This is a genomic window from Streptomyces sp. CB02366, assembly GCF_001905905.1.
Classification (GTDB): Bacteria; Actinomycetota; Actinomycetes; order Streptomycetales; family Streptomycetaceae; genus Streptomyces.
Genome location: NZ_LIVT01000003.1, coordinates 492,314 through 517,146, shown reverse-complemented (window position 1 = coordinate 517,146; position 24,833 = coordinate 492,314). Strand labels below are relative to the sequence as shown.

Sequence of the window (24,833 nt, the reverse complement as noted above, 5' to 3'; positions counted from 1 at the left end):
CCGCGCCCGCGTACGGGGCACCGCACGCGGGGGCGGCCGGGGCGGGCTTCCCGGGAACGTGACGCGTGCCACCCTCCGCGCCGTACGATGGCGCGGTGCTGGTGAAGTGGATTCGCTGCTCCGTGGTGGACCGCCACGGTTTCGAACGGGGACAGCGGGAGTGGGCGGGGCTGACCGGGGAGCCGGGGTTCCGGGGTCAGAGCGGCGGGTGGAGCCGAACACGCCCCGACGTCGCCCATGTGTTCGCGTTCTGGGACAACCGCGTCTTCTACGACTCCTTCATGGCCCGCCGCCACGACCGGCCGCCGGTGGGGCAGTCGGGCATGTTCCGCGACATGCGGGTCACGCTCTTCGAGCGCCGCTTCGACGTGAAGACGGGTTTCGAACCGCACTTCGCGGGGGCGGACGTCGTCAGGGTCGCGCACAGCAGGGTGCGCGAGGAGCGTGCCGAGCACTTCGTCCTGATGCAGCAGCAGGTGTGGAATCCCGCCATGGCCGGATCGCCCGGCATGCTGCGCGGCGTGTTCGCGGAGGCGCCGGGCAACGAGTTCCTGGCGCTGTCCCTGTGGCAGTCGAGCGCCGAGCGCGGCAAGTACCGTGCGGCGGGGGCCGAGCGGCTGGCGGCCCGCGCGCAGACCGAGACGGACGTGATCGAGCTGACGGGGGACGTCGTGGAGCTGGAACCCTCCTGGACGGTCTGACCGGCGGGGCAGCCCTTAGGCTCGGACCCATGGCACGACCTCAGCGCATCGTCCTCGTCCGGCACGGCGAATCCGAGGGCAACGACGACGACACGGTGTACGAACGGGAGCCCGACCACGCGCTCCGGCTCACCCCCACCGGTCTGCGGCAGGCCCGGGAAGCGGGGGCGCGGCTGCGCGAGCAGTTCGGCGACGAGCGGGTGAGCGTCTACATCTCGCCGTACCGCCGCACCCACGAGACGTTCCGCGCCTTCGACCTCGACCCGGCGCGCGTCCGGGTGCGCGAGGAGCCCCGGCTGCGCGAGCAGGACTGGGGCAACTGGCAGGACCGGGACGACGTACGGCTCCAGAAGGCGTACCGGGACGCCTACGGGCACTTCTTCTACCGCTTCGCCCAGGGGGAGTCCGGCGCCGACGTCTACGACCGGGTCGGGGCGTTCCTGGAGAGCCTGCACCGGAGCTTCGAGGAGCCGGACCACCCGGAGAACGTGCTGCTGGTCACCCACGGGCTGACCATGCGGCTGTTCTGCATGCGCTGGTTCCACTGGTCGGTCGCGGAGTTCGAGTCGCTGTCCAACCCGGGCAACGGCGAGACGCGGACCCTGCTGCTGGGCGAGAACGGCCGCTACACCCTCGACCGGCCCTTCCAGCGCTGGCGGACCCCTGAGCCGTACGGCCGTACCGGATAGAGTGGCTGGTCGATGACCGCTGATTCCGCTTCCGAGCGGCGCTTCGAACGCGCCCTGGCCAGCCTGCGTGGGCTGTCCGTGGGAGACGCCCTGGGCTCCCAGTTCTTCGTACCGGCCAACTACCCCCTGCTGAAACAGCGCGCCCTGCCGCCCGGGCCCTGGCAGTGGACCGACGACACCGAGATGGCCTGCTCGGTCCTCGCCGTGCTCGCCGCGCACGGACGTGTCGACCAGGACGCGCTGGCCCGCTCCTTCGCCGAGCACCACGACTTCGACCGGGGCTACGGCCCCGCCGTCAACCGGCTTCTCAGGCTCGTGCGGGAGGGCGGCGACTGGCGGGAGCTGTCCTCGGCGCTCTTCAACGGCCAGGGCTCCTGGGGCAACGGTTCCGCGATGCGCATCGCTCCGCTCGGCGCCTGGTACGCGGACGATCCGGAGCAGGCCACGCACCAGGCCGAGATCTCCTCGTACCCGACGCACCAGCACCGCGAGGCGGTCGTCGGCGCGATGGCCGTGGCCGCCGCAGCGTCGCTCGCCGCCTCCCCCGACGGGCCGCCGAGCCCCGAGGACCTGCTGGACGGCGTCGTCGCGCTCGTCCCGCGCAGCGCGGTCGGAGCGGGGCTGCGCCGGGCCCGCGACATGCTGGACTACCAGGACGCCGGGACGGTCGCCGCGGTCCTCGGCAACGGCCGCCGCACCAGCGCGCACGACACCGTGCCGTTCGCGCTCTGGTCGGCCGCGCGAAGCCTCGGGGACTACGAGGAGGCGTTCTGGGTCACGGCCCAGGCGGGCGGCGACGTCGACACGACGTGCGCCATCGTCGGCGGTGTCGTCGCGTCGGGCGGGGCCGGAGCTCCGCCCGAGACGTGGCTGGCGCAGACGGAGGAACCGCCCGCGTGGCTGGGCCTCCCGCCCCGCTGAACCCGCCGTTCCCCGCCCGACCGTCCGATCCCCGCCCGACCGTCCGATCCCCCTCCGGCGGCCGTCCGCCCCCCCCGCCGGGGCGGCGGCCCTCTGTCACGGTCCTGCCACAGGATCACTCCGCGTGTCTGCGAACGGGCGTTCGGGATTACTCTTTCGGCCACACCGCCCCCGGTTGATCTTGGGGGCGTGCGCCGAATGAGACACCGGGCCGGGCGTGCGTACCGCTGTGGGTCGCGCGGGGCGCCGGTGGGGGAGGGGCCCCATGTCCGATCAGCCGTCCGAGGAGTCCGCACCGCCGGAGCCGTCGCCGGGAACCGGTGCGCCCCTGCCACCGGAGCCGGCGGAGGCCGGCAGGACCGCCCGCGACGCGGGGGCCGCCGGTACGGGAGGGGGCGCCGCCACCGCCGAGGGCGTGGTGGCGGCCTCCGCGACCGGCGCACCGGCGGACGGCGCCAGGGCCGCCGGGGCCGTGGGCGCCCCCGCCCAGGGCGCCGCGCCCGGCGATGCGGCCAGGGACGCCGGGGCCCGGAGCGTCCCGGCGGGCAGCGTCGGCAACCCCTGGCAGTACGCCGCGGGAGCCCCCCGCGCCCGCGCCGCGAACAGCGTGCAGGACGGCCCGACGGCCCGGCTCCGGCCACCGGCTCCGCCCCTGATACCACCCGCCGTCCTCTGGTCCGTCCTGGCCACGGCCGTCCTGTGCGCGTACTTCCTGGGCGACGGACTCGGGGTGAACCTCCTGATCGTGGCGGCGCCCGCCGCGTCGGCCGCGTTCTTCGCCGCGCGCTCGGCGGGCCGCCGACTGCGTCCCTGGACCGCGACCTGGGCGGCGGGAGGGCTCGCGCTGCTGGCCGTGCCCGCGCTCCGGGACGCGGGCTGGCCCACCTTCCTCGCGGTGGTCTCGGCGTTCGCCCTGGGCTCGCTGACGCTGCACGGCAGCCGCAGCTGGCCGGGCGTCCTCATCGGGTCCGTGGGCCTGTTCGACTCACTCGTCCCCGGCGTCATCTGGGGCGTACAGGGGGTACGCGCGCGGGCCGACGGTTCTCGGGCGCGCTGGGGCACAGCCCTGCGCACCGCGGCCGTGGCCCTGGTGCTGCTGGTGGTGTTCGGCACCCTCTTCGCCAGTGCGGACGCCGCGTTCGCCGATCTGCTGGGCAGCCTCCTGCCCGACGTCCCGGGCGGCGAGGCGCCGTGGCGGGTCTTCCTGTTCGCGCTCGGTCTGGCCGGAGCGCTCGCCGCCGCGTACGCCGCGGCCGCCCCCGTGCGCTGGGACGGGATCACCGTGCGGCCCGGCAAGCCGCGGGGGCGGGTCGAATGGGCGCTTCCGCTCATCGTCCTCGACCTGCTCTTCGCCGCGTTCATCGCGCTCCAGCTCGTCGTCCTCCTCGGGGGGTACGAGAAGGTGCGGGCGGAGACGGGGCTCGACCACGCCGAGTACGCCCGCCAGGGTTTCTGGCAGCTCCTGTGGGCCACCCTGCTCACCCTCCTCGTGATAGCCCTGGCCCTGCGGTGGGCCCCGCGCGGCGGCAGCCGGGACCGGACGCTGGTCCGCGCCGTCCTCGGCGCCCTCTGCGTGCTCACCCTCGTCGTGGTCGCCTCCGCACTGCGCCGCATGGACCTGTACGTCGACGAGTACGGGCTGACCCGGCTGCGGATCTCCGTGGCCGCGATGGAACTCTGGCTCGGCGTGGTGCTGATCCTGATCCTGGCCGCCGGAGTCTTCGGCGCCCGGTTCCTGCCGCGGGCCGTCGCGGTGAGCGCGGCGGCCGGGGTGCTGGCTTTCGGCCTGATCTCGCCGGACGGCCTGGTGGCCGAGCAGAACGTCCAGCGCTTCGAGGCCCGCGAGGGCGCCGGCGTCGACATCGACTACCTGAAGGACCTCTCCGCCGACGCCGTCCCGGCCCTGGACCGGCTGCCCGAACCGCAACGCTCCTGTGCGCTGCGGATCATCCAGCGCGAGGTCCTCCGCGCCGACACCCCCTGGTACGCGACCAGCTGGGGAGAGGCGCGGGCGAAGGAGATCCTGGAGAAGCGCCCGGTGCGGGGGGACGGGCGCGACTGCTACCGCCTGGGCCGGGACGGAACCCGTGAGGGCCGCGAGCCGGAGAGCGACGGCTACGACCCGTACTGACCCGGCCCCCGCCCTGCGGATCGGCGGGCGCTCCGGGCGGCCGGGGTCCTCCCCGTCCAGCACCCCTCGGGGCCCTCCACCTCCACGGGTCCCGAGGGCCCGAAGGGTGCTGCGGCCGCCTTCTGCGACCGATTCGCGGCCCGCACGGCGCCCCGGGGTGTTGCTGTCGTGGCTCTCGGCGTACGCTGGCTGGCGCCATGCCGTACGAACCACCCACGCACACCGTCGAGCGCTCGCTTCGCGCTACCACCGGTGCCAGGACCGTCGCCGGTGTCGACGAGGTCGGACGCGGTGCGTGGGCCGGACCCGTCACCGTGTGCGCGGCGGTCACCGGCCTGCGCCGTCCGCCCGAAGGCCTCACCGATTCCAAGTTGTTGACCCCGCTGCGGCGTGCCCGGCTCGAACCCGTGCTGCGGAGCTGGGTCTCCGCCTACGCGCTGGGTGAGGCGTCTCCGCGGGAGATCGACGACCTCGGTATGACCGCGGCTCTCCGGCTCGCCGCCGTGCGGGCCCTGGAAGGGCTGCCGGTACGGCCCGACGCGGTGATCCTCGACGGCAAGCACGACTACCTGGGCGCTCCCTGGCAGGTCCGCACCGTGATCAAGGGCGATCAGTCCTGCATCGCGGTCGCGGCGGCCTCGGTGATCGCCAAGGTGTACCGGGACCGGATGATGGCCGAGCTGGGCGCCGCGTCCGAGGACTGCGCAGGCTTCGCCTTCGACGCCAACGCGGGCTATCCCTCGCCCGTGCACCGGGCCGCGCTGGAGGAGCGGGGGCCGAGCGCCCATCACCGCCTCTCCTGGGCGTATCTCGATGCCCTGCCCCGGTGGCGACACCTGAAGAAGGTCCGTATTTCCGCCGAGGCGGCCGCACTCGAAAGTGGGGGCCAGCTCGGCTTCGAATTCTGATCGCGCGCACGCGCCCCTTCCACCGGCGCCGGGACGACACCGGCGTCCGCACCAGACCACCGTCATGCCTCTGATCTCCGAGGAGCCTCAGATTCCCGAGAGCGCCCAGGGTCCCCGCGTCACTCCGGCCACCGGCCGCACCACGCCGACCCCCCGTCCCGTACCCGGCCCGCGTTCAGCGGCCACCCCGCGCCCCGGCCGTCCCGGGCCCGCCCCCGCGCGTCCCGCCTCCCCGGCGCAGCGCGCCCCCTCCGCCCCCGCGGCGCCCGCTCGTCCGCAGCCGGCGGAGAATCGTTCCGCACCGCAGGTCCAGCTGATCCCGGCCTCTGCGGCCGGTGCGCTCGACGCGGCCGAGGAAGCCGTCGACCTGCTGCTGGAGTCCGGCCGCACGCCGGGCGACATCCTGGTGCTCACCACCGGCGAGCAGCACCCGTGGGCCGGCCACGAGCTGTCCTTCGGCGAAGCCGCGTACTGGGCCCAGCACGACGCGGGCGACGACGTCTTCTTCGCCGACGTCTCCGCCCTGGACCGGACCCGCCCCCGTCCCGTGGTGGTCGTCGCGGTCAACAGCGACGACGCCGAGCGGACCGTGGCCCGTGCCCTGCCCGTCGCCCGGGACCGTGCCGCCGCGCTGCTGATCGTCTGCGGCGACCCGCAGACGGTCAACTCCGCACTCGGCACCGGGGTCTGAACCCGTCGCACTGGTGTCTCCGGTCGTCCGTGCGGGCGGCCGGAGACGCCCGGGGAGCCTCCGGCCGAGACCGGTGCCGGCAGCGCCCCGGCGGGTGACCTGCGGACCGGGCGGTGGGCGGTCCGCGGCCGATCGGCGCCGTCCGGCCCCGCCGTCCCGCGCCGGCCGGTTCCGCCCCGCAGGCGGCCGTCGACCGGTCAGCGGGCCGCGGTGTGCCGCAGAGCCTCCGCGGCCCCGCCGCCCGACCGGGTCGGCGCGGTCGGACGGTCGGGGACGGTGTCGGCCAGGAGCGTGGGCTCCGACAGCGAACTGGGCTGCCGCCCTCCCCTCCCCTCGCCGAGCACCTGCCAGCCTCCGCCGGTCAGCGTGATGTACGCGCCGCAGCGCAGCCCGTGCAGGGTGCAGGCGTCCCGGAGGCCCCACATCCACGCGCCGTCCTCCTCGGTCCACCGTTCGTCGCCCTCGCGGCAGTACAGAAGTACGGCCGTACGGACCGGAGTACGGCGGCGCAGGTCGTGCGGGATGACGCGCCGCAGCTGTGCCAGCAGGGCGTTGCGGAACTCCCAGCCGTCCGCGGGCATCGACGTCCGGCGGGTGAACGACGCGCTCGCGACGAGCCGTTCCTCATGGTCGAGAACCGCGACCACGGCGGTGGCCGGCGTCGGCCGGTGCCGGGAGTGCAGCCCGCTGACGACCTCACGGGGACTGCGGAGCAGGGGTATGCCCGCCGACGCCCACTCCGCCGGTTCGAGCATCCGGGCGAGGCGGTTGACGGAGTCGACGGAAACCGAGGACGCCGATGTCGACGTGGCTGCGGACGGGGCGAATCCGAAGGTCACGGTCCTCCCTTCGCTACGCGCCCACGGTGCGGGCAGGGTCGAGTGAGGGCACGCCGCGGCACAGCCCTTCCGGGCCCGATGAGGAACTGTGCGGGGGCGACCCCGATTCTCCCCGGCCTACCGGCGGGCGGCAACGAGCAATTGCCGAGGCTGACGGGTATCAGCCGGAATGACACTGATATCCCTGCCCAGACCCGCCCAGGATGACTCCTTCCGCCACCCCTGAACCGCGAGGACCAGCGGAAACACCCCCTGTGCTCCGGCCCGTCGCAGCGGCCGCGCCGCCACGGCCAGGGCCCGGCCGGTGTCCGGCAGATCGTCCACCAGCGGAACGGGCCGCCTCGGAGGCCCGACCGCCCGTCCCCTGTGCCCGGAGTCGGCGAGGAAGCTGCCTGAACGTGCTGTCCGAGGACGGCCGTGGCGGGAGGCCGGTCTCGTCCCTCCTCGATCGGCGTGTGCCTGTGGGCCGCTTGCGACGGGGTGGTGACACACGGTGGAGTCGTCGATTGTCGGTGCCATCGGGTTGCATGGGGGTATGGAGACCCTGGAACTGCGCACAGAAGCCGACACCGTCCTCGCTGAGCTGGTCGGCGCCCCCGCAGGGGCGGCACGGCTGCGGGAGGACCAGTGGCAGGCGGTGGCGGCCCTGGTCGAGGAGCGTCGTCGGGCGCTGGTGGTGCAGCGCACCGGGTGGGGAAAGTCGGCCGTCTATTTCGTGGCCACCGCTCTGCTGCGGCGGCGTGGGGCCGGCCCGACGGTGATCATTTCGCCGTTGTTGGCGTTGATGCGCAACCAGGTCGAGGCGGCGGCGCGTGCGGGAATTCAGGCGCGCACGATCAACTCGGCCAATCCGGAGGAGTGGGAGACGATCTACGGTGAGGTGGAGCGCGGTGAGACCGACGTTCTTCTCGTGAGCCCGGAGCGCCTCAATTCCGTGGACTTCCGTGATCAGGTGCTGCCGAAGCTCGCGGCGACGACCGGGCTTTTGGTGGTCGATGAGGCGCACTGCATCTCCGACTGGGGCCACGACTTCCGGCCTGACTACCGGCGGCTGCGCACCATGCTGGCGGAGCTTCCGGCCGGGGTGCCGGTGCTGGCCACCACCGCCACGGCGAATGCCCGGGTGACCGCGGATGTGGCGGAGCAATTGGGCACCGGCGGCAAGGACGCCTTGGTGTTGCGGGGGCCGCTGGACCGGGAAAGCCTTCGCCTGGGGGTGCTGGAGCTGCCGAACGCGGCACACCGGCTCGCGTGGCTGGGGGAGCGGCTCGGGGATCTGCAGGGTTCGGGGATCATTTACACGCTGACCGTGGCGGCGGCGGAAGAGGTCGCCGCGTTCCTGCGGCAGCGTGGATATCCGGTGGCTTCCTACACGGGAAAGACGGAGAACGCCGAGCGGTTGCAGGCGGAGGAGGACCTGCTGGCGAACCGGGTCAAGGCCCTGGTCGCCACGTCCGCGCTGGGCATGGGTTTCGACAAGCCGGACTTGGGCTTCGTGGTGCACCTGGGCTCGCCCTCGTCCCCGATCGCCTACTACCAGCAGGTCGGGCGTGCCGGGCGCGGTGTGGATCACGCCGATGTCCTGCTGCTGCCGGGGCGCGAGGACGAGGCGATTTGGGCCTACTTCGCTTCGGTGGGATTCCCGCCCGAGGAGCAGGTGCGGCGCACCCTGGACGTCCTGGAGCAAGCGGGTCGCTCGGTGTCGCTGCCCGCGCTGGAGCCGCTGGTGGATCTTCGGCGTTCGCGTCTGGAGACGATGCTCAAGGTCCTGGACGTGGACGGGGCGGTCAAGCGGGTGAAGGGCGGCTGGACTGCCACAGGGCAGCCGTGGAGGTATGACGCGGAGCGGTACGCCTGGGTCGCGAAGCAGCGGGCCGCGGAGCAGCAGGCCATGCGGGACTACGTGGCGACCGCCGGCTGCCGCATGGAGTTCCTGCAACGGCAGCTCGATGACGAGAAGGCGGTTCCGTGCGGTCGCTGCGACAACTGCGCCGGCTCATGGCTCGATCCCGCCGTTTCGTCCTCGGCCCTCACGGCGGCGACGGGCGAGCTGGACCGGCCGGGCGTCGAGGTCGAACCCCGCAAGATGTGGCCGACCGGCCTCACAGCGGTCGGCATGGACCTCAAGGGCCGCATCCCGGCAGGTCAGCAAGCTATGACGGGACGTGCGCTGGGAAGGCTGTCGGACATCGGCTGGGGTAACCGGCTGCGGCCGCTCCTGTCGGCGCAGGCGACAGACGGGCCGGTTCCGGAGGACGTGCTGAACGCTGTGGTGACGGTGCTGGCGGACTGGGCCCGCTCACCGGGTGGCTGGGCCGGCGGAACTCCTGACGCGGTGGCCCGACCCGTCGGCGTCGTCGCCATGCCCTCCCGCACGCGCCCTCAGCTGGTCGGCTCCCTGGCCGAGGGTGTGGCCGGGGTCGGCAGGCTCCCTCTCCTGGGCAGCCTCGCCTACACCCCGCACGCCGACGAACACACCGCACACCGCAGCAACTCGGCCCAGCGGCTACGGGCCCTGGCGGACTCGTTCACCCTGCCCGACCAACTCGCCGCAGCCTTGGCCGCCACTCCAGGCCCGGTCCTGCTCGTCGACGACTACACCGATTCCGGCTGGACCCTCGCGGTGGGCGCACGCCTCCTGCGTCAGGCCGGAGCAGACCAAGTGCTCCCGCTCGTCCTGGCGCTCGCCGGATAGCTTTTGCGGGGGGCAGGAGGGTCCGGTGAAGGGGCAGGGGCGACAGGTCGCGATTGCGGGGAATGGGGCGGCGGAAGGCCCTTCCGTGGAGCACCGTCCTCAGCCGGGTCGACTCCGCCCCAGCTCGAAGCCCGGCTTGGGGCGCCGGAACCAGCGGGGAGTACACGGTTACACGTACCTGTTCTGCGCCCCGGACATTCCGCCTCGACGGGGAGAACGGAAGCGGCGGGGCAGCGTGGGCACGTCGGGGCCGGAGCACCCCCGCGTCGGCGGGGAGGGGGGAGGGCCCCTCGCAGGAACACGCCCTACCGGCGTTCGCGAGGGCTGCGACTCCGACCCCGACCCCGACCGTCGCGAACCGCGAGAGCACCGGTTCCTGCCGGTCAGGGACGACGGCGATCCCGCCAGGAGCACCTGGGCGCCATCGGCGACGCCGGCTTTCCGCACCTCCTCGCCCGGGCGCCGCCGTCCCCGAAGCGGACCTGGAGGCTTCGCGTATCCGAACTCGGCTGTTTTGTAGGCCCGTTAGCCTGTCCGACGGCCCTGTGGTCCGCCCCTTCGGACCGCTGGGCGCCCTTCACCATCCCAGCGAACGAAGGCACTCCCTTGCTCCTGAGACGAAGAGCGACCTCCAAGATCGCCCTGAGCGTCGCCGCGTTACTCGCCCCCACGCTCCTCAGCACCACCACCCCAGCCCTGGCTGCGCCTGCGGTCGGTCCCGGTCGGCCGGTGGCCGCCCCGGCCGCCTCCTCCATGACCTGGCAGGGGTGTGGCGGCGACATTTCCGCCACCGTGGAGTGCGCGACCCTCATGGTGCCTCTCGACCACCGCGAGCCGGGCGGCAGGAAGATCGCTGTGGCGCTGTCGCGGATCAAGGCCGCCGACCCGGCCGAACGCCGCGGGGTCCTGATCTTCAACCCGGGCGGCCCCAGCAATTCCGGGCTCTTCTACCCCCTGGCTCTCAGCGGTCTTCTGCCGCAGTCCGTGAAGGACCGGTACGACCTGATCGGTTTCGATCCGCGCGGAGTCGGCGCCAGCAGCCCGCTCGCCTGTGGCACGACCACCGCCGACGAACGGCTGACGTACCGGCCTTACAAGGACGCGACGTTCGCCAAGGACGTCGCCTGGGCGCGCGACATCGCGGACCGGTGCCGGAACCGCGACGAGGAAACGCTCCGGCACGTCACCACCCGCAACACCGCACGCGACATGGACCTCATCCGCACGGCTCTCGGGGAACGGAGGATCTCCTACTTCGGGCTCTCGTACGGGACCTATCTCGGTTCTGTGTACACCCAGTTGTACCCCCAACGGGTCGACCGGTTCGTCCTGGACAGCGCGGTCGACCCGGAGCGGGTCTGGAGGAGCATGGGGCGGGCCTGGGCGGAACAGGCCGAGACCGCGTTCGACCGGTGGACGGACTGGACCGCTCGTCATGCGGCACGGTACGGACTCGGCGACACGCCCGCCGAGGTCGAGAGGCTGTTCTGGGACATCGTGGCGCGCGCCGACCGCGAGCCGCTCGACCTCGGCGGTACCAGGTTCGACGGGGCCGAGGTCCGCGAGTACATCCGCTGGGAGATCACCCACCCGTCCGTCGCCGCCAGGACCCTGGGGCTGCTTCGGGACGCCGCCGCGGGCAAGCCCGTCCCGACCTTCCCGACCTTCGTACCCACCGACAACGAGCTGGCGAGTTACCTCGCGATCGTGTGCGGTGACACCCGCTGGCCCACCGCCCCGGCCGTCTACCGGGCCGACGCCCGGCGCGACAGCGTCCGCTACCCCCTGTACGGCGACTCCGTCTCGAACATCTTCCCGTGCGCCTACTGGGACCGTCCGATCGAAGCGGCCACCAGGATCGACAACAAGGTGCCCGCACTCATCGTCCAGAACGAATGGGATTCACAGACCCCCCTGGCCACCGCGCTCGGCATGCGACGGGCGTTGAAGGGCTCCCGGCTCGTCACGGTGGACGAGGGGCAGGGCCACGGCGTGTACTCGCTCGGCGTCAGCGCGTGCGCCGACGATGTCGCCACGCACTATCTGACCACCGGCAGGCTTCCGGTCCGGGACGTCACCTGCGCGGCTGACCCGCTTCCTGCGGGAGACTCCCGTTCCGCCTCCCCGGGCCCCGCCGCGGCTCCGGTCCGCCTCCCGTTCTCCGGCCGCTGAACCCCGGCAGACGTATCCCCTGGCAGAAGGCAGCGGAAGACCTTGTCGCGGGGCTGCCCGGCCTCGGGCCGGACAGCCCCGTCCTCGTCAGCGGACCAGCCCGCGTCCCAGGGGCCGGTGTCCCCACCGGGCGGGCGGTCCTCGTTGCTGCCGGGATTTCCGCAGAGGGCCGCACGCTGTCACCCGGGGGAGTGGCTCGCGGGCGTACGGCCTCGTCAGGGCTCCTGTGCCGGGCGCCTTCCTGACACGATCGGTGCCGATTCCCGTCCGGGCGCATCACGCGAACCTGTCGATCGCGGGCAGTTCACCGAAGAGGGGGCCGCACCACCGCCCAGGTCAGGGAAGCACGTCCGCACAGCCATCCGAAAGGCGACCATGACGTCATCGAGCACCTCTGCACCGGCCAATACCACCGGCCCCGACGGCACCACCCTGGTCTACGGAAAGGGCGCCGGGGCACAGCCCGGCCACACGCTGCGGGTCTATGCCGATCTGCGCTGCCCCTTCTGCAAACGCATGGAGCGAGGTCTCGGCCCGGTCATGGAGAAGCTGGCCGAGGAGGGCCGCGTCACCCTCGAGCACCAGTTCGCCACGTTCATCGACGCCGGAGCCGGCGGCACCGGGTCGCTGTGCGCACTGAGCGCCGTGGGCGCGGCGTCCGACGCGGGCGCGGCGACTGCCCTGCGCTATATCCGCTCCCTGTTCGCCTCTCAGCCCGCCGAGGACGACGACGCCTTCGCCGACACCGGCGTCCTGCTGCGCCTGGCCGAGGAGGTCGACGGGCTGCGCGGCCCCGACTTCGACCGCAAGGTGACCGAGGGCTTCTACATCCCCTGGGCCCGTCGTGTCTCGGCAGCCTTCGAGACCAGTGGTGTCACGGGCACGCCCACCGTGCTCTTCGACGGCCGCCCCGTCACCGTCATCAACCCCATGGGCTACGCGGTGACCCCCGAGGCGTTCCTCGCCGAGCTGAACCTGGACTGACGCATCCGCCGGGTTCCGTCGGGATCCTCCGTACTCGGCCTGTCCGCGTTTGCCGAATCCTTCCGTGGGACAGGACTGTCCTGCGCGATGTGCGCGACGTCCGGCTGGCCGCCGCACCCAGGGCGGATATGGGGGAGAGAGCCGCTGTTCCGGGGCGCTCCGGTGCCTTGCCGGCTTACCGGCCCACCCCGGAGAGGATCCCCCTATGAGCAGGCGATACAGAACGCGCATATGGTTCAGCGCGGCTCTGGCGACACTGATGACGTCGTTCACGTCACCATCGGCGGCCGCGCAGGCAGCGGCCTCCGGCAGCCGTTGTTCCGAGGGCTACGTGGCCATGACCTTCGACGACGGTCCGACGGAGCGCACGGCCGGGTATCTGAAGGCGCTGCGGGACGCTGGACGTGTCAGGGCGACGTTCTTCGTGACCGGCACACTGGCCGACGGGCAGCGTGCCGGGACCCGGCGGATCGTCGCCGAGGGCCATCAGGTCGGAAACCACTCCTACACCCACGCCGATCTCGTAGGGCTCGACGCGGCCGACGCGTTCGCCGAGCTGCGCGACACCAGCCGCGTCATCCGAACTCGGACAGGGCGTGCGCCCACGCTGTTCCGACCGCCCTTCGGGAGCACCGACGCACGCACCCGGCGGGACGCGGCCCGATTGGGGATGACCGAGGTGATCTGGACGGCCGACACCGTCGACTGGAGCGGTCTTCCCACCGAGACGATCGTGGCGAACGCGCTCACCGTGAAGCCGGGCGGCATCATCTTGTTGATGCACGACGGCCTGCAGACGACCCTCGCGGCCATCCCGAAGATCGTCCAAGGGCTCGCCGAGCGGAGCCTGTGCCCGGGTCGGATCGCGTACTCACGCACGCCGGTCCAGGCGTGGCCGGGTCTGACCTTCCACGCCAAGGCGGCGCCCTGGCGTTGACGACCCGGCGCCGGCAACGTGCGAGCCGCCCTGGACCCAGGCCTGGGCGGCGTACGCGCGGAAGTGCGTCCAGGTGGCCGGGGCGAGGGCGGGCCGCGGGCTCTCCTCGATCTTGGAGTCGCGGACCTGGATGGCGGAGGGGCGGGGGTGGCCTCGACGCAGTGGTCCCCCGAGCCGCTGTTGTACCTTGACGCGGGTCGTTGGCTGCGTGCCGGTCGGCGGCCCCGGTCATGAGTGCGCAGAGGCAGGATGGGCACGGCCGTCCGGAAACGCATGGAAGCCCTCTCGAAGCCACTGATGAGGAATGCGGGTTGAGTCGCGAAATCCGCTAGGGCCTGTCTGACAAATGATCACCTGGCCGCTTCACGGAGCCAGAGGATCAGGGAGGCCAGGACGACTCCCGCGCGGTACCGGTTCGCGAGCTTGTCGAACCTGGTTGCGATCGCGCGGAACTGTTTGAGGCGAGCGAAGCATCGTTCGACCACGTTGCGGTCGCGATAGCTCTCCGTGTCGAAGACGGGTGGCCGACCACCGCAGCGCCCCCGGCGCCGACGGTTGGCCACCTGGTCGCGGCGCTCGGGGATCGTGGCAGCGATACCCCGACGCCTCAGCAGATGACGGATGGCCCTGCTGGAATACGCCTTATCACCCAGCACACGGTCCGGTGTCGTGCGCGGACGGCCCGTGCCGGCCCGAGGAGTGCATACCCCATTGAGGACATCGGCGAACGCTGTGGCGTCGTTGACGTTTCCGGGTGTGAGCACAATCGACAGCGGCAGCCCCCGGCCGTCGACGGCGAGACGGACCTTGGCGGTCAACCCGCCCCGAGACCGACCGAGTGCCCGGCACGCCTGCGAGCAGCCCGGATCTTCCAGTTCGTCCCCGTCCACGTCCCCCTTTTACGGGCGCCTGCGGCATGCTGATGGGCCCGGTTGACCGTGGAGTCGACGGCGACGGTCCACTCCACCCGGCCCGCCGCATCGTCACGGACCTGGACGTGCTCCAGCAGCTTCGCCCATGTGCCATCGGCCTCCCACCGGGCGAACCGCTCGTAGACGGTCTGCCACGGCCCATACCGCTCGGGTAGGTCGCGCCACGGGGCCCGGCCCGCAGCCGCCACAGCACCCCGTTGACCACCTGCCGGTGATCACGCCACGGACGGCCGCGGCCGTCCACCTGCGGCAACAGGGGCTCTATTCGCCCCCATGCCGCGTCCGTCAGCTCACCTCGACCTGCCACAAGATCAATTATCAGACCGGCTATAGAGTCCTGCCCGTGGTGAATCATCAGGACGAGACCAGGACGGCCTACGACGGTGTCGTCGAGCTGTACGCATCGCTGTTCGCAAACCGGCTGGAGACACAGCCTTTCTCCCGGGCCATGATCGGCACCTTCGCCGAACTGGTGCGCGCGACGGGCAACCCGCGGGCAGCGGACGTCGGGTGCGGGCCCGGACATCTGACAGCCATGCTGCACGAACTGGGCCTGGACGCCTTCGGACTCGACCTTGCCCCCGGCATGGTCGACCACGCCCGGCAGGCCCATCCGGCGCTGTGCTTCCAAGAGGCGCGGATGGAATCCCTGCCGATCGAGGACGGCGCGCTCGGCGGCGTGCTGGCCCACTACTCGATGATCCACACCCCTCCGGGGGAGCTGCCGGAGCTACTCTCCGAACAGGTACGCGTCCTGGCGCCGGATGGCCTGCTCCTGGTCTCCTTCTTCGGGACCGACGGACAAGAACCGGTTCGCTTCAACCACAAAGTGGCGCCCGCCTACAGCTGGCCGGCAGATAGCCTCGCCGAACTGCTGGCCGATGCCGGTCTCGATCCCTTCGCCCGGCTGCTCCACGATCCAGCCTCTGAACGGGGTTTCCTCGACGCGCACCTGCTGGCCCGCCGCTCGTAGGTCCTGCCCGGCAATACCCGCCAGATGTCGGCGCATATCCGGGCTGCCAGCTCGACGGACGCTCGCTGGTCCGACGGGAATTGTCAGACAGGCCCTAGGACGAGATCGCGTCGCGGACGGCAGGCAGTTCCGTGACGCCCTCGTCGGCGAGGAAATGCCCCCCGCTGGGAACAACCTGTGCGGAGATTCCGAACTGTTCGGCGAGGCGGTCGGTGTGGGCGGGCGGAACGATCGAGTCGTTGTCGGAGCGGACGATCACGATCCGGCCGATGTGGTCACGAAGTCCGGTCACGTCGCAGCCCTCACCGATGAAGCCGTCCAACTCGGGTAGGACAGGCAGCCGGTCGATGAAACCCGACACCAGCACCAGAGTTCTCAGCCGCCAAGAGCCCGGGAGGGAGCGCAGGTAGCGCAGTACCGGCAGGCAGCCGAGGCTGTGGGCGATCACGATCGTGTGCTCGTCCGGGTCTCCCAGGGCGGCTCGGACATCGTCCTCCCACTGGCCGGGGTCCGGATCGAGAGGGTGGGGGAGGGCGGGGAGCGTGGTGCTGATGCCGTCTGTTTCGAGTTGCTCGGCGAGCCAGGCGAACCAGTGATCGGCGGGGGTCGCACCGTACCCGTGGAAGATCACGGCACGCGGATGCGTTGTAGGGCGAGTCTGAGTCGCTGTGGCGGTCATACCTCAGGACCGTAAGGGCTCACGCCAGCGTGAAGGTCAAATCGAGCAGGAGGAACGAAGGGTGCGGATCGGCGAACTCGCGAGGCTGACGGGCGTGAGCGCCAGAGCGCTCCGCCACTACGAGGACCGGGGGCTGCTGGTCCCCGAGCGAACCAGTGGCGGCTACCGCGACTATCCCGTGGAAGACGTCATCAGGGTCACGCAGATCAAGACGATGATCGCCGCCGGCCTCAGCACCGCCACCATTCAGCGCTACCTCGACTGCGCTCGTGTCGGCGACCACGGAGTATCGCTGGAGATGTGCCCGAGCCTCCGCGCCGAGCTCGACTCGATCGCCGAGTGCCTCGCCGCGAAGCAGGCCGAGCTCCGTGAGAAACAGCACCGGCTGAACGAACTCGTGCACGGTTAGCGCTGAGACGTCGCAGGGGAGGTGGAGCCGTGGTGTTCACGTCTGCCGAGCCTTGGTCCGGTCTGCGGTCTGTGGCTGGGACAGTGAGTCTTTTCCACCTTCGCGCTGATGCGTGGTGAAGGACAAGGCCGGCCTTGTCCAGGTCGGTGAGGTGGTTGGTGGTGCGACGGGCTTCCGCGGGGGCCGCCAGTCCTTCGGTGTGGCCAGGGCCTGTATCGCCTGGCGGACGGAGCGGTGGGCCGGTGCGATGCCGACGCAGCCACCCGACGGAGAGCTGAGCGCGGGCGTCACCGCGGCGCAGACGAGCAAGGGCCGGCAGGGCCGGACGGCCGGGCCTGACGCGGCGTCACCGAGTGCCGGTCTCGCGACGGTGCATGTCCAGGCGTTGGGCAGGGTGACGCAGGTGCGCGCTGGGCAGATCGATCACCGGTGGGGAGACAAGCACGCGAAGTTCCTGGCAGACGGCGGACCTTGGTCGTGAACCCGTCTGTCCGGACCTTCGTCGTTCACGTCGAACGGGCGCCCCAACCAGCCTGACGCGCCAGGAGGATGGAAAAGGCCCACTGCTCCTCGCGCCGTACGGCCTTGCCGGTGGTGTCGCCCACCGGGCGGGCGAGGACGGAGTCGGCCGAAGCCCTGAGCGCTGCACGGTCTGCGTTGGTCATCCCCCCGTGCAACCCGATGGCTACGACAAACCGCGAATGGCCGCGCGACCCCTGTGGATAACGTTATCCACAGGGGTCGCGGGTTTCGGCGGGCTGCGGGACCGTCGAGCCATGAACAAGCACCACGAATCCACCGGACGGTCCGAGGCGCAGCAGATCACCCTGCGCGGCCCCGCCGACCTCGCCGACGCCCTCCCGTACCTGATGGGCTTCTACCCCAACGACAGCGTGGTGATGGTCGCGCTGCACGGCGGCCGGGGCCGTTTCGGCGGACGGCTGCGTCTCGGCATCCCGCAGGCGCCCGGCGAATGGGGGCCGGCCGCGGACCAGCTCGCGGAGTGCCTGGTGTCGGAGAGCGAGCGCCGTGAGGGCAAGCCCGACGCCATCGTGCTCTTCCTCTGCCAGGACTCCCCGGACGGCTCGGGCGGCCGGTCGGCCATGGAGCGGCTCAGGCCGTTCGCACAGCGCCTGCGGACGGCGTGCGGAGCACTCGACGTGCCCGTCCTCGAAGCGCTCTGCATCTCCGACGGGCGGTACTGGTCCTACTGCTGCCCCGACACCCGGTGCTGCCCCGACGAAGGAAACCCCCTGACCCTGCCGGGCACCACGGTGATGGCCGCCGCGGCCACCTATGCGGGCATCCACGTCCGGGGCACCCTGCGGGACATGGAGGACCGGCTGCGGCCGTGGCAGGTCCCGGCAGCCGTAGCGGCTCAGGAGCAGGCCCTGGACAGGGCGGGGCCGGTGCTGCTGCCACGCCTCCTCGACGGGCAGGCCAGACGGCAGGTCGCGGCGGAGACCCTCGGGCTGGCCCGCACCCTCATGGACCGCATCGGGAAGGCGCGGCCCGCTCCGCCGCCGCTCGCGGATGCCGGGGACGACCAGCTGATCGGGTCCGACGAGGCTGCCGCGGTCATCCTGGGCCTCCAGGACCGCGACACCCGGGACAAGGCCGCCGTCTGGATGGAGGGACCGGAGGCGCAGTCGGCCCTGCGGCTGTGGCGGGCCCTGGCCCGGCGCTGCGTCGGGCCGTACGGTGAGCACGCCGCCGCACCGCTCACCTTGGCGGGCTGGGTCTCCTGGTCCACGGGCGACGAGCCCGGGGCGCGGGTCGCCCTGTCGCTGGCGCTGCGCGCCGACCCCGACTACACCTTCGCCCAACTGCTGCATCGGGCCTGCAACGAAGGGCTCGATCCGGAGGCCCTGCGCCGCTGCCTGCGAGAGGCGGCCGCCGAGGAGCCGGGCTCCGGCGCCGAAGCGGTGGAGGCTTCGGTGGACTCCGCCGACCGGGCCTCCTGCCGAGCCGCCGACCGGGCCGAGGGCCGGACCGGCGTTCCCCTGCATGTGCGCAAGGTCCGCTCCCTGCCCCGGAAGGAGCGGCGGGAAGGACGGACTCCCCGGCACCCGGCCGCCGAGCGGGGCAAGGCGTCGCGCGACCCGGTCCGCCCTCGGACCGCCGGGCCCCGCCGGCCTGGCGAGGCCCGCCGGTACGGCAGCCGCGCCGACCGGACGCGACGGTGACGCGAACGTGAAGAGGGCGGGCCGAGACCGGGGCACGAGGCCGGGCTGCGCCCCGGGCCGGGAGATCGGTGAATCCGCGGCCGGGGCTCGTCGAGCGGACGCGACCGCTCGCCATGACCGGCCGACCCGGCGGAGGCCGGCGGGCAGGCAGGGGCCGGCGGAGGGCGGGAGCCCCTGCCCTCCGACCCGGTCCACCGACCGGCCGCTTCACACCCACCGCGGAGCCCTGAGCGGCAGCGCATCCCCCGTCGCGGGACATGGACTGATCACGAGCATGCCGAAGGGAGTGTTTATCGTCAGGAAGACGACTATGATCGCGGCATGCCGCCCTACGACCCGTCGACCTTCCCGCCCTTCGCTGTCACCGTCGACCTGGTCGTGCTCACGGTGCGCCGTCACGCGCTCTGCGCGCTGGTCGTCCGCCGCGGAGAGGCGCCGTTCCAGGGCCGCTGGGCGCTGCCCGGCGGCTTCGTCAGGATGGACGAGGACCTGGGGTCCGCGGCGGCGCGCGAACTCGTCGAGGAGACCGGTCTGTGCGCGCACGATCCGGCGCGGCCGGCCACCGGCAACGGCGCGCATCTGGAGCAGCTGGCCACCTACGGGGACCCGGCGCGTGATCCCCGGATGCGCGTGGTCAGCGTCGCCCACCTCGCCCTCGCCCCGGACCTGCCCGCACCCCGGGCGGGCGGTGACGCCAACAGCGCTCGCTGGGCGCCGGTCGAGGACCTGCTGCATCCCGGCGCCGGGAGGGAGGGCGAGCAGGCGGCTCCGCTGGCCTTCGACCACGCGCGGATCCTGGCCGACGGAGTGGAGCGGGCCCGCTCCAAGATCGAATACTCCTCGCTGGCCACGGCGTTCTGCCCCCCCGAGTTCACGGTCGGCGAGCTGCGCCGGGTGTACGAGGCGGTGTGGGGCGTGGTCCTCGACCCCCGCAACTTCCACCGCAAGGTCACCGGCACGCCGGGGTTCCTGGTGCCCTCCGGCGGGACGACCACCCGTCAGGGCGGACGGCCCGCGCAGTTGTTCCGCGCCGGGGCGGCGACGGTCCTCAACCCGCCGATGCTGCGACCCGAGGTCTGAATCAGGGGCGTTCCCCCGCCTCGGCCCCGCGGTGCGCCTGTCGTCCCGCCCCTGCACCAAAAGTCTGAAATGTCGCGTTATGTTGCTGCGGTACCCCCATGCCGCCGAGCGGTCTCACCTTCCGCGAGAGACGCGAGAGAAGCGATGCTCCAGGCCATCGGACTCACCAGTTCCCCCCGCCGCGACGCCCCGCCCGCCGTCAACGACCTGACCTTCGAGGCTCCCCCCGGCCGGGTCACGGCCCTGCTCGGGGCCCCGCGCTCGGGCAAGACCACCGCCCTGCGCCTGATGCTCGAACTAGACGCCGGGAGGGGGGTCGCCTACTTCCGGGGGAGGCCGTTGCACCGCATCGCCCACCCGGCGAGGGAGGTGGGCGTCCTGCTCGGCGACGTGCCGGGCCACCCCTCCCGGACCGCCCGGGGGCAGCTGCGGATGCTCTGCGCGGCCGCGGGCGTGCCCGCCTCCCGGGCCGACGAGGTGCTCGAAGTCGTCGGTCTCGCCGGGCTCGGCGACCAGCGCCTGGGAGCCCTCTCGGTGGGGATGGACCGCAGGCTCGGCCTGGCCGCGGCCCTGCTCGGAGACCCGCACACGCTGATCCTGGACCAGCCGGCGGAAGGGCTCTCCCCGCGGGAGAACAGCTGGCTGTACGGACTGTTGCGCGCCCACGCGGCCCAGGGCGGTACGGTCCTCTGCACCACCGACGACCCCAAGGAGGCGGCCCGCACGGCCGACCGGGTCGTCACCATCGGCGCCGGCCGCCTCGTCGCCGACCAGGACGTCACCGACTTCGCCCGCACCCGGCTGCGGGCCCGGGTCGCCGTCCGCACCCCGCACGCGGCCCGGTTGGCGGCCGTGGTCAGCCGGGAGGCCCGAGCCGCGCAGCGCTCCGTCGAGGTGGTCCAGGAGGCGGGCGGCCGGCTGACGGTCTACGGCAGCGACTGCGCGGAGATCGGCGACACCGCCTACCGGCACGGCGTCCCCGTGCACCGGCTCGCCGACGAGATCGGCGACACCGGGCCCGCCGCCCCCGCGGAGACGGTGGGCGCATCGCGGGTGGAATCGGCCGTCGCCCTGTCCGAACTGCCGCCCCCGATCCGGGTGCGCCCCGCTCGCGGGCCCCTGCGGCCCCTTCGGTACGAACTGCGGCGCTCGCTCGGCGTCAGGACGACGACCATGATCATGGCGGCCGTTCTGGTGGTGTCGACCGTGATGTCCGTCCTGCTCGCCCGTACCGACGGCACCGCGCTGCCCCGTGTCCTCGCCGCCTGGCCCGCCCTGCTGCCGCTCCCTCCCGCCGCGCTCGGCGCGGGCCTGCTCGGGGCGCTGTCCTTCGGGGACGAGTTCCGCTATCCCGCGCTCGCCGCGGCGCGCGGCACCGTGCCCCGGCGGCTCGGGCTGCTGCTGGCCAAGCTCACCGTGACCGCGGGCTTCGCGCTCCTGCTCGCGGGCCTCGCCGTGGCGGGCGGAGCGCAGGCCCTACACCTGGTGTACGGGCCGGAGTTGATCGAGATGCCGTCCAACGCCGTTGCCTTGGGTGCGAGTTGGGCCGGGTTGACGGTCGGCTGCGCCTGGGCGGGCCTGTTGGCGGCCGGCGTCTTCCGGGTGGCCGGGGCGGGCATCGCCGCGGTGCTGGCCGTGCCGGTGCTCGTCGTCCCGCTGGTGCGGAAGATCTTCGCGGCGCCCTCCGCGCATTCGGTCGCCGGACTTCCGGAGCGGCTGCGCGAACTGGCCGGCCGGCAGCTGCCGCAGGAGGCGGACCACTGGATCCTGGCCGTCGCGCGGGTGGTGGCGCAGCCCGTCGGCACCGCCCTCGCCCTGTCGTTGTCGGCCTTGATCTGCGCGTATCTGTTCACCGGCCTTCGCGGAAGGGCACGTTGGTGATCACCGCGGTCCTGGTTCGAGGCCAGGAGGCCACAACTCTCTGAGAAATAGCCGATTTGTCTGGATATGGCGTCAATTGCGGAGCGGACGCCGATCACCCTTTCGTGTGCTTTTCACCAAAGACCTCAAGGGGTGAGTGAGCCGCGCCGACAAAGGATGCGTGAGTACCCTTGCGCACACCATGATGAACGCCGCCCGCACCGCCGATTCCGGCCTGGCCGGCTCGGGCGAACTCGACCGCTACCCCTATGCGGAGACGCCGGCCGGCGAGCGTGCCGCGACCCGGACCTGGGGCGGGTCCGACTCCGAACTGGGGCGGGCGAGCCGACGCGGGTCGGCCAGTCGGGGGCGCGGCCTCCACGGCCAACTCGTCCAGCAGCTGGGCCAGATGATCGTCTCCGGCGACCTCGGCGCGGACCGCCCCCTCGTTCCCGAGGAGATCGGCCAGCGGTTCGAGGTCTCCCGCACCGTCGTCCGCGAATCCCTGCGCGTCCTCGAAGCCAAGGGGCTGGTCAGCGCACGCCCCAACGTGGGGACCAGGGTCCGCCCGGTCAGCGACTGGAACCTGCTGGATCCCGACATCATCGAATGGCGGGCTTTCGGTCCACAGCGCGACGACCAGCGCCGCGAGCTGGCCGAGCTCCGCTGGACCATCGAACCGCTCGCCGCCCGCCTCGCGGCCGGGCACAGCCGCGACGACATTCAGCAGCGGCTCGGCGACATGGTGGAGATCATGGGGCACGCGATGGGCCAGGGGGACGCGATCACCTTCTCCCGCGCCGACGCGGAGTTCCACGCCCTGCTCATCCAGGCCGCGGGGAACCGGATGCTGGAGCACCTCTCCGGCATCGTCTCGGCCGCCCTCCATGTCTCCGGCGGTCCCGTCACGGGCTGTGACCGCCCCGGCGAGAGCTCACTGGCCCACCACGCGCGGATCGTCGACGCCGTGGCGTCGGGCGACGCGGGGGCGGCCGAGTCGGCCATGCGCCAGTTGCTCGTCGTCCACCCCGATGTCGAGCGTGTGGTTCCCGCGCCGCGCGAGCACTGACCGAGCGGCGTGGCCGGGCCCGGGGCCCGGTGCCGCCGGACCGGTGCGGTCCGGCGGCATAATTGTGGAGGGATGCCACTCTTGGTCCGCTTCGTCGCGTATGGGGTGTGACTCGGGCCACGCGGATTGGCCGTAACGCTCCTCGAAGCAGCGCGATGACTTAAGAGGTGAGCGTCGCGGAAGGAATACAGCAGCCCTCGGGTCGCGCTGTGCAGTTCTGAGACCAAGCCCGCGTCGTCGGCGACATCCCCAGCCGACGGTCGTCGGTTCCCGCCCTCCCCAGGGCAGGGCCGGAAGCCGTTTCCATCGTTCCGAGAGGTTGTTCGTGTCGGCCAGCACATCCCGTACGCTCCCGCCGGAGATCGCCGAGTCCGCATCTGTGATGGCGCTCATCGAGCGGGGAAAGGCTGATGGGCAGATCGCCGGCGATGACGTGCGTCGGGCCTTCGAGGCTGACCAGATTCCGCCAACCCAGTGGAAGAACGTTCTGCGCAGCCTCAACCAGATCCTCGAGGAAGAGGGTGTGACGCTGATGGTCAGTGCAGCGGAGTCGCCGAAGCGCGCCCGCAAGAGCGTCGCAGCGAAGAGCCCGGTCAAGCGCACCGCCACCAAGAGCGTCACGGCGAAGACCACCGTGACCCGCACCGTCGCCGCCCCCGCCGCCCCGGCGGCCGAGAGCGCGGACGCGGCGGCCGGCGACGCCGTCGCGGCCCCGCCCGCCAAGAAGGCGGCGGCCAAGAAGACCGCCGCCAAGAAGACCGCCGTGAAGAAGACGGCGGCCAAGAAGACCGCCGCCAAGAAGGCCGGCAAGCAGGACGACGAGCTGCTCGACGGCGATGAGCCGGTCGAGGAGGTCAAGGCCGGCAAGGGCGAGGAAGAGGAGGGCGAGGGCGAGAACAAGGGCTTCGTCCTCTCCGACGACGACGAGGACGACGCGCCCGCGCAGCAGGTCGCCGTCGCCGGGGCCACCGCCGACCCGGTCAAGGACTACCTGAAGCAGATCGGCAAGGTCCCCCTCCTCAACGCCGAGCAGGAGGTCGAGCTCGCCAAGCGCATCGAGGCCGGCCTCTTCGCCGAGGACAAGCTGGCCAACGCCGACAAGCTCGCGCCGAAGCTCAAGCGCGAGCTGGAGATCATCGCCGAGGACGGCCGGCGGGCCAAGAACCACCTCCTGGAGGCCAACCTCCGTCTGGTGGTCTCCCTGGCCAAGCGCTACACCGGCCGCGGCATGCTCTTCCTGGACCTGATCCAGGAGGGCAACCTCGGTCTGATCCGCGCGGTCGAGAAGTTCGACTACACCAAGGGCTACAAGTTCTCCACGTACGCCACCTGGTGGATCCGTCAGGCGATCACCCGCGCCATGGCCGACCAGGCCCGCACCATCCGTATCCCGGTGCACATGGTCGAGGTCATCAACAAGCTCGCGCGCGTCCAGCGCCAGATGCTCCAGGACCTGGGCCGCGAGCCCACCCCGGAGGAGCTGGCCAAGGAGCTCGACATGACCCCCGAGAAGGTCATCGAGGTCCAGAAGTACGGCCGTGAGCCGATCTCGCTGCACACCCCGCTCGGCGAGGACGGCGACAGCGAGTTCGGTGACCTGATCGAGGACTCCGAGGCCGTCGTCCCGGCGGACGCGGTCAGCTTCACGCTCCTCCAGGAGCAGCTGCACTCGGTGCTCGACACGCTCTCCGAGCGTGAGGCCGGGGTGGTCTCGATGCGCTTCGGTCTCACCGACGGCCAGCCGAAGACGCTCGACGAGATCGGCAAGGTCTACGGCGTGACGCGTGAGCGCATCCGCCAGATCGAGTCGAAGACCATGTCGAAGCTCCGCCACCCGTCGCGGTCCCAGGTGCTGCGCGACTACCTCGACTAGATCGAGAAGGTCCGGGGCGCCGCCTACCGGATCGCGGAAGAACCACCGGCCGAGGGCCCGGAACCCCCAGGGGATCCGGGCCCTCCGGCGTGTCCTCGGGGGTG

21 protein-coding genes and 1 pseudogene are annotated in these 24,833 nt (G+C 72.2%); 18 read left to right on the top strand and 4 right to left on the bottom strand.

Going from position 1 to position 24,833, the window contains the following annotated elements; all coding sequences use genetic code 11:
- Positions 1 to 95 precede the first annotated feature (95 nt).
- The 6 genes from AMK24_RS10840 to AMK24_RS10815 all read left to right on the top strand — a co-directional run bounded on the left by AMK24_RS10840 (position 96) and on the right by AMK24_RS10815 (position 6,041).
- Positions 96 to 701: a YdbC family protein gene (locus AMK24_RS10840; protein WP_073767489.1), complete on the top strand. Its 606-nt coding sequence runs from the start codon at positions 96 to 98 to the stop codon at positions 699 to 701.
- A gap of 29 nt (positions 702 to 730) precedes the next feature.
- Entirely contained in the window at positions 731 to 1,390 is a 660-nt protein-coding gene (locus AMK24_RS10835; protein WP_073767487.1) for a histidine phosphatase family protein, read from the top strand.
- Between the two features lie 12 nt (positions 1,391 to 1,402).
- Entirely contained in the window at positions 1,403 to 2,311 is a 909-nt protein-coding gene (locus AMK24_RS10830) for an ADP-ribosylglycohydrolase family protein (protein WP_073767485.1), read from the top strand.
- Positions 2,312 to 2,576: 265 nt separating this feature from the next.
- Positions 2,577 to 4,442: a DUF4153 domain-containing protein gene (locus AMK24_RS10825; RefSeq protein WP_073767483.1), complete on the top strand. Its 1,866-nt coding sequence runs from the start codon at positions 2,577 to 2,579 to the stop codon at positions 4,440 to 4,442.
- 197 nt (positions 4,443 to 4,639) lie between these two features.
- On the top strand, positions 4,640 to 5,350 hold the full coding sequence (locus AMK24_RS10820) for a ribonuclease HII (RefSeq protein WP_073767481.1): 711 nt from the start codon (positions 4,640 to 4,642) through the stop codon (positions 5,348 to 5,350).
- A gap of 64 nt (positions 5,351 to 5,414) precedes the next feature.
- The gene (locus AMK24_RS10815; RefSeq protein WP_073767479.1) at positions 5,415 to 6,041 is read left to right on the top strand and encodes a hypothetical protein; all 627 of its coding nucleotides are present in this window, start codon (positions 5,415 to 5,417) and stop codon (positions 6,039 to 6,041) included.
- Between the two features lie 197 nt (positions 6,042 to 6,238).
- Here the strand turns inward: AMK24_RS10815 and AMK24_RS10810 are convergent, their stop codons facing one another.
- Positions 6,239 to 6,880 carry a hypothetical protein gene (locus AMK24_RS10810; RefSeq protein WP_073767477.1) on the bottom strand — a complete coding sequence of 214 codons (642 nt, stop codon included), beginning with the start codon at positions 6,878 to 6,880 and terminating at the stop codon, positions 6,239 to 6,241.
- A 535-nt stretch (positions 6,881 to 7,415) separates the two neighbouring features.
- Here AMK24_RS10810 and AMK24_RS10800 point away from each other — a divergent pair.
- From AMK24_RS10800 to AMK24_RS10785, 4 genes are all read left to right on the top strand, one after another.
- On the top strand, positions 7,416 to 9,575 hold the full coding sequence (locus tag AMK24_RS10800) for a RecQ family ATP-dependent DNA helicase (protein WP_073768763.1): 2,160 nt from the start codon (positions 7,416 to 7,418) through the stop codon (positions 9,573 to 9,575).
- 606 nt (positions 9,576 to 10,181) lie between these two features.
- The gene (locus tag AMK24_RS10795) at positions 10,182 to 11,747 is read left to right on the top strand and encodes an alpha/beta hydrolase (protein WP_073767473.1); all 1,566 of its coding nucleotides are present in this window, start codon (positions 10,182 to 10,184) and stop codon (positions 11,745 to 11,747) included.
- A gap of 375 nt (positions 11,748 to 12,122) precedes the next feature.
- Positions 12,123 to 12,731 (top strand): DsbA family protein, encoded by a 609-nt coding sequence (locus tag AMK24_RS10790; RefSeq protein ID WP_073767471.1) that lies wholly within the window; start codon positions 12,123 to 12,125, stop codon positions 12,729 to 12,731.
- Positions 12,732 to 12,936: 205 nt separating this feature from the next.
- A complete protein-coding gene (locus AMK24_RS10785) occupies positions 12,937 to 13,668 on the top strand; it encodes a polysaccharide deacetylase family protein (protein WP_073767469.1) in 732 nt (243 codons plus the stop codon).
- A gap of 328 nt (positions 13,669 to 13,996) precedes the next feature.
- Here AMK24_RS10785 and AMK24_RS32615 read toward each other — a convergent pair.
- Positions 13,997 to 14,907: pseudogene (locus AMK24_RS32615) on the bottom strand (IS5 family transposase).
- Positions 14,908 to 14,943: 36 nt separating this feature from the next.
- Here AMK24_RS32615 and AMK24_RS10770 point away from each other — a divergent pair.
- Positions 14,944 to 15,573, top strand: coding sequence for a class I SAM-dependent methyltransferase (locus AMK24_RS10770; RefSeq protein ID WP_073767467.1), 630 nt, complete (start codon positions 14,944 to 14,946; stop codon positions 15,571 to 15,573).
- Positions 15,574 to 15,667: 94 nt separating this feature from the next.
- On the opposite strand, the gene AMK24_RS10765 is transcribed toward AMK24_RS10770, so the two are convergent.
- The gene (locus AMK24_RS10765; RefSeq protein WP_242435126.1) at positions 15,668 to 16,204 is read right to left on the bottom strand and encodes an RBBP9/YdeN family alpha/beta hydrolase; all 537 of its coding nucleotides are present in this window, start codon (positions 16,202 to 16,204) and stop codon (positions 15,668 to 15,670) included.
- A gap of 109 nt (positions 16,205 to 16,313) precedes the next feature.
- On the opposite strand from AMK24_RS10765, the gene AMK24_RS10760 reads away from it, so the two are divergent.
- Entirely contained in the window at positions 16,314 to 16,661 is a 348-nt protein-coding gene (locus AMK24_RS10760; protein WP_073767463.1) for a MerR family transcriptional regulator, read from the top strand.
- Between the two features lie 112 nt (positions 16,662 to 16,773).
- Entirely contained in the window at positions 16,774 to 17,142 is a 369-nt protein-coding gene (locus AMK24_RS10755; RefSeq protein ID WP_073767461.1) for a hypothetical protein, read from the top strand.
- Positions 17,143 to 17,167: 25 nt separating this feature from the next.
- Here AMK24_RS10755 and AMK24_RS33910 read toward each other — a convergent pair whose 3' ends face one another.
- A complete protein-coding gene (locus AMK24_RS33910; protein ID WP_158072150.1) occupies positions 17,168 to 17,326 on the bottom strand; it encodes a hypothetical protein in 159 nt (52 codons plus the stop codon).
- A gap of 111 nt (positions 17,327 to 17,437) precedes the next feature.
- On the opposite strand from AMK24_RS33910, the gene AMK24_RS10750 reads away from it, so the two are divergent.
- The 5 genes from AMK24_RS10750 (at position 17,438) to AMK24_RS10730 (ending at position 24,729) form a co-directional block, all read left to right on the top strand.
- Complete coding sequence (locus tag AMK24_RS10750; RefSeq protein WP_073767459.1) at positions 17,438 to 18,847, top strand: DUF4192 domain-containing protein; 1,410 nt, start codon at positions 17,438 to 17,440, stop codon at positions 18,845 to 18,847.
- A gap of 321 nt (positions 18,848 to 19,168) precedes the next feature.
- Entirely contained in the window at positions 19,169 to 19,927 is a 759-nt protein-coding gene (locus AMK24_RS10745) for an NUDIX hydrolase (protein WP_073767457.1), read from the top strand.
- A gap of 144 nt (positions 19,928 to 20,071) precedes the next feature.
- A complete protein-coding gene (locus tag AMK24_RS10740) occupies positions 20,072 to 21,808 on the top strand; it encodes an ATP-binding cassette domain-containing protein (protein ID WP_073767455.1) in 1,737 nt (578 codons plus the stop codon).
- 181 nt (positions 21,809 to 21,989) lie between these two features.
- Positions 21,990 to 22,856, top strand: coding sequence for a FadR/GntR family transcriptional regulator (locus AMK24_RS10735; protein WP_079190481.1), 867 nt, complete (start codon positions 21,990 to 21,992; stop codon positions 22,854 to 22,856).
- A gap of 325 nt (positions 22,857 to 23,181) precedes the next feature.
- The gene (locus AMK24_RS10730) at positions 23,182 to 24,729 is read left to right on the top strand and encodes an RNA polymerase sigma factor (RefSeq protein WP_073767453.1); all 1,548 of its coding nucleotides are present in this window, start codon (positions 23,182 to 23,184) and stop codon (positions 24,727 to 24,729) included.
- Positions 24,730 to 24,833: the final 104 nt, after the last annotated feature.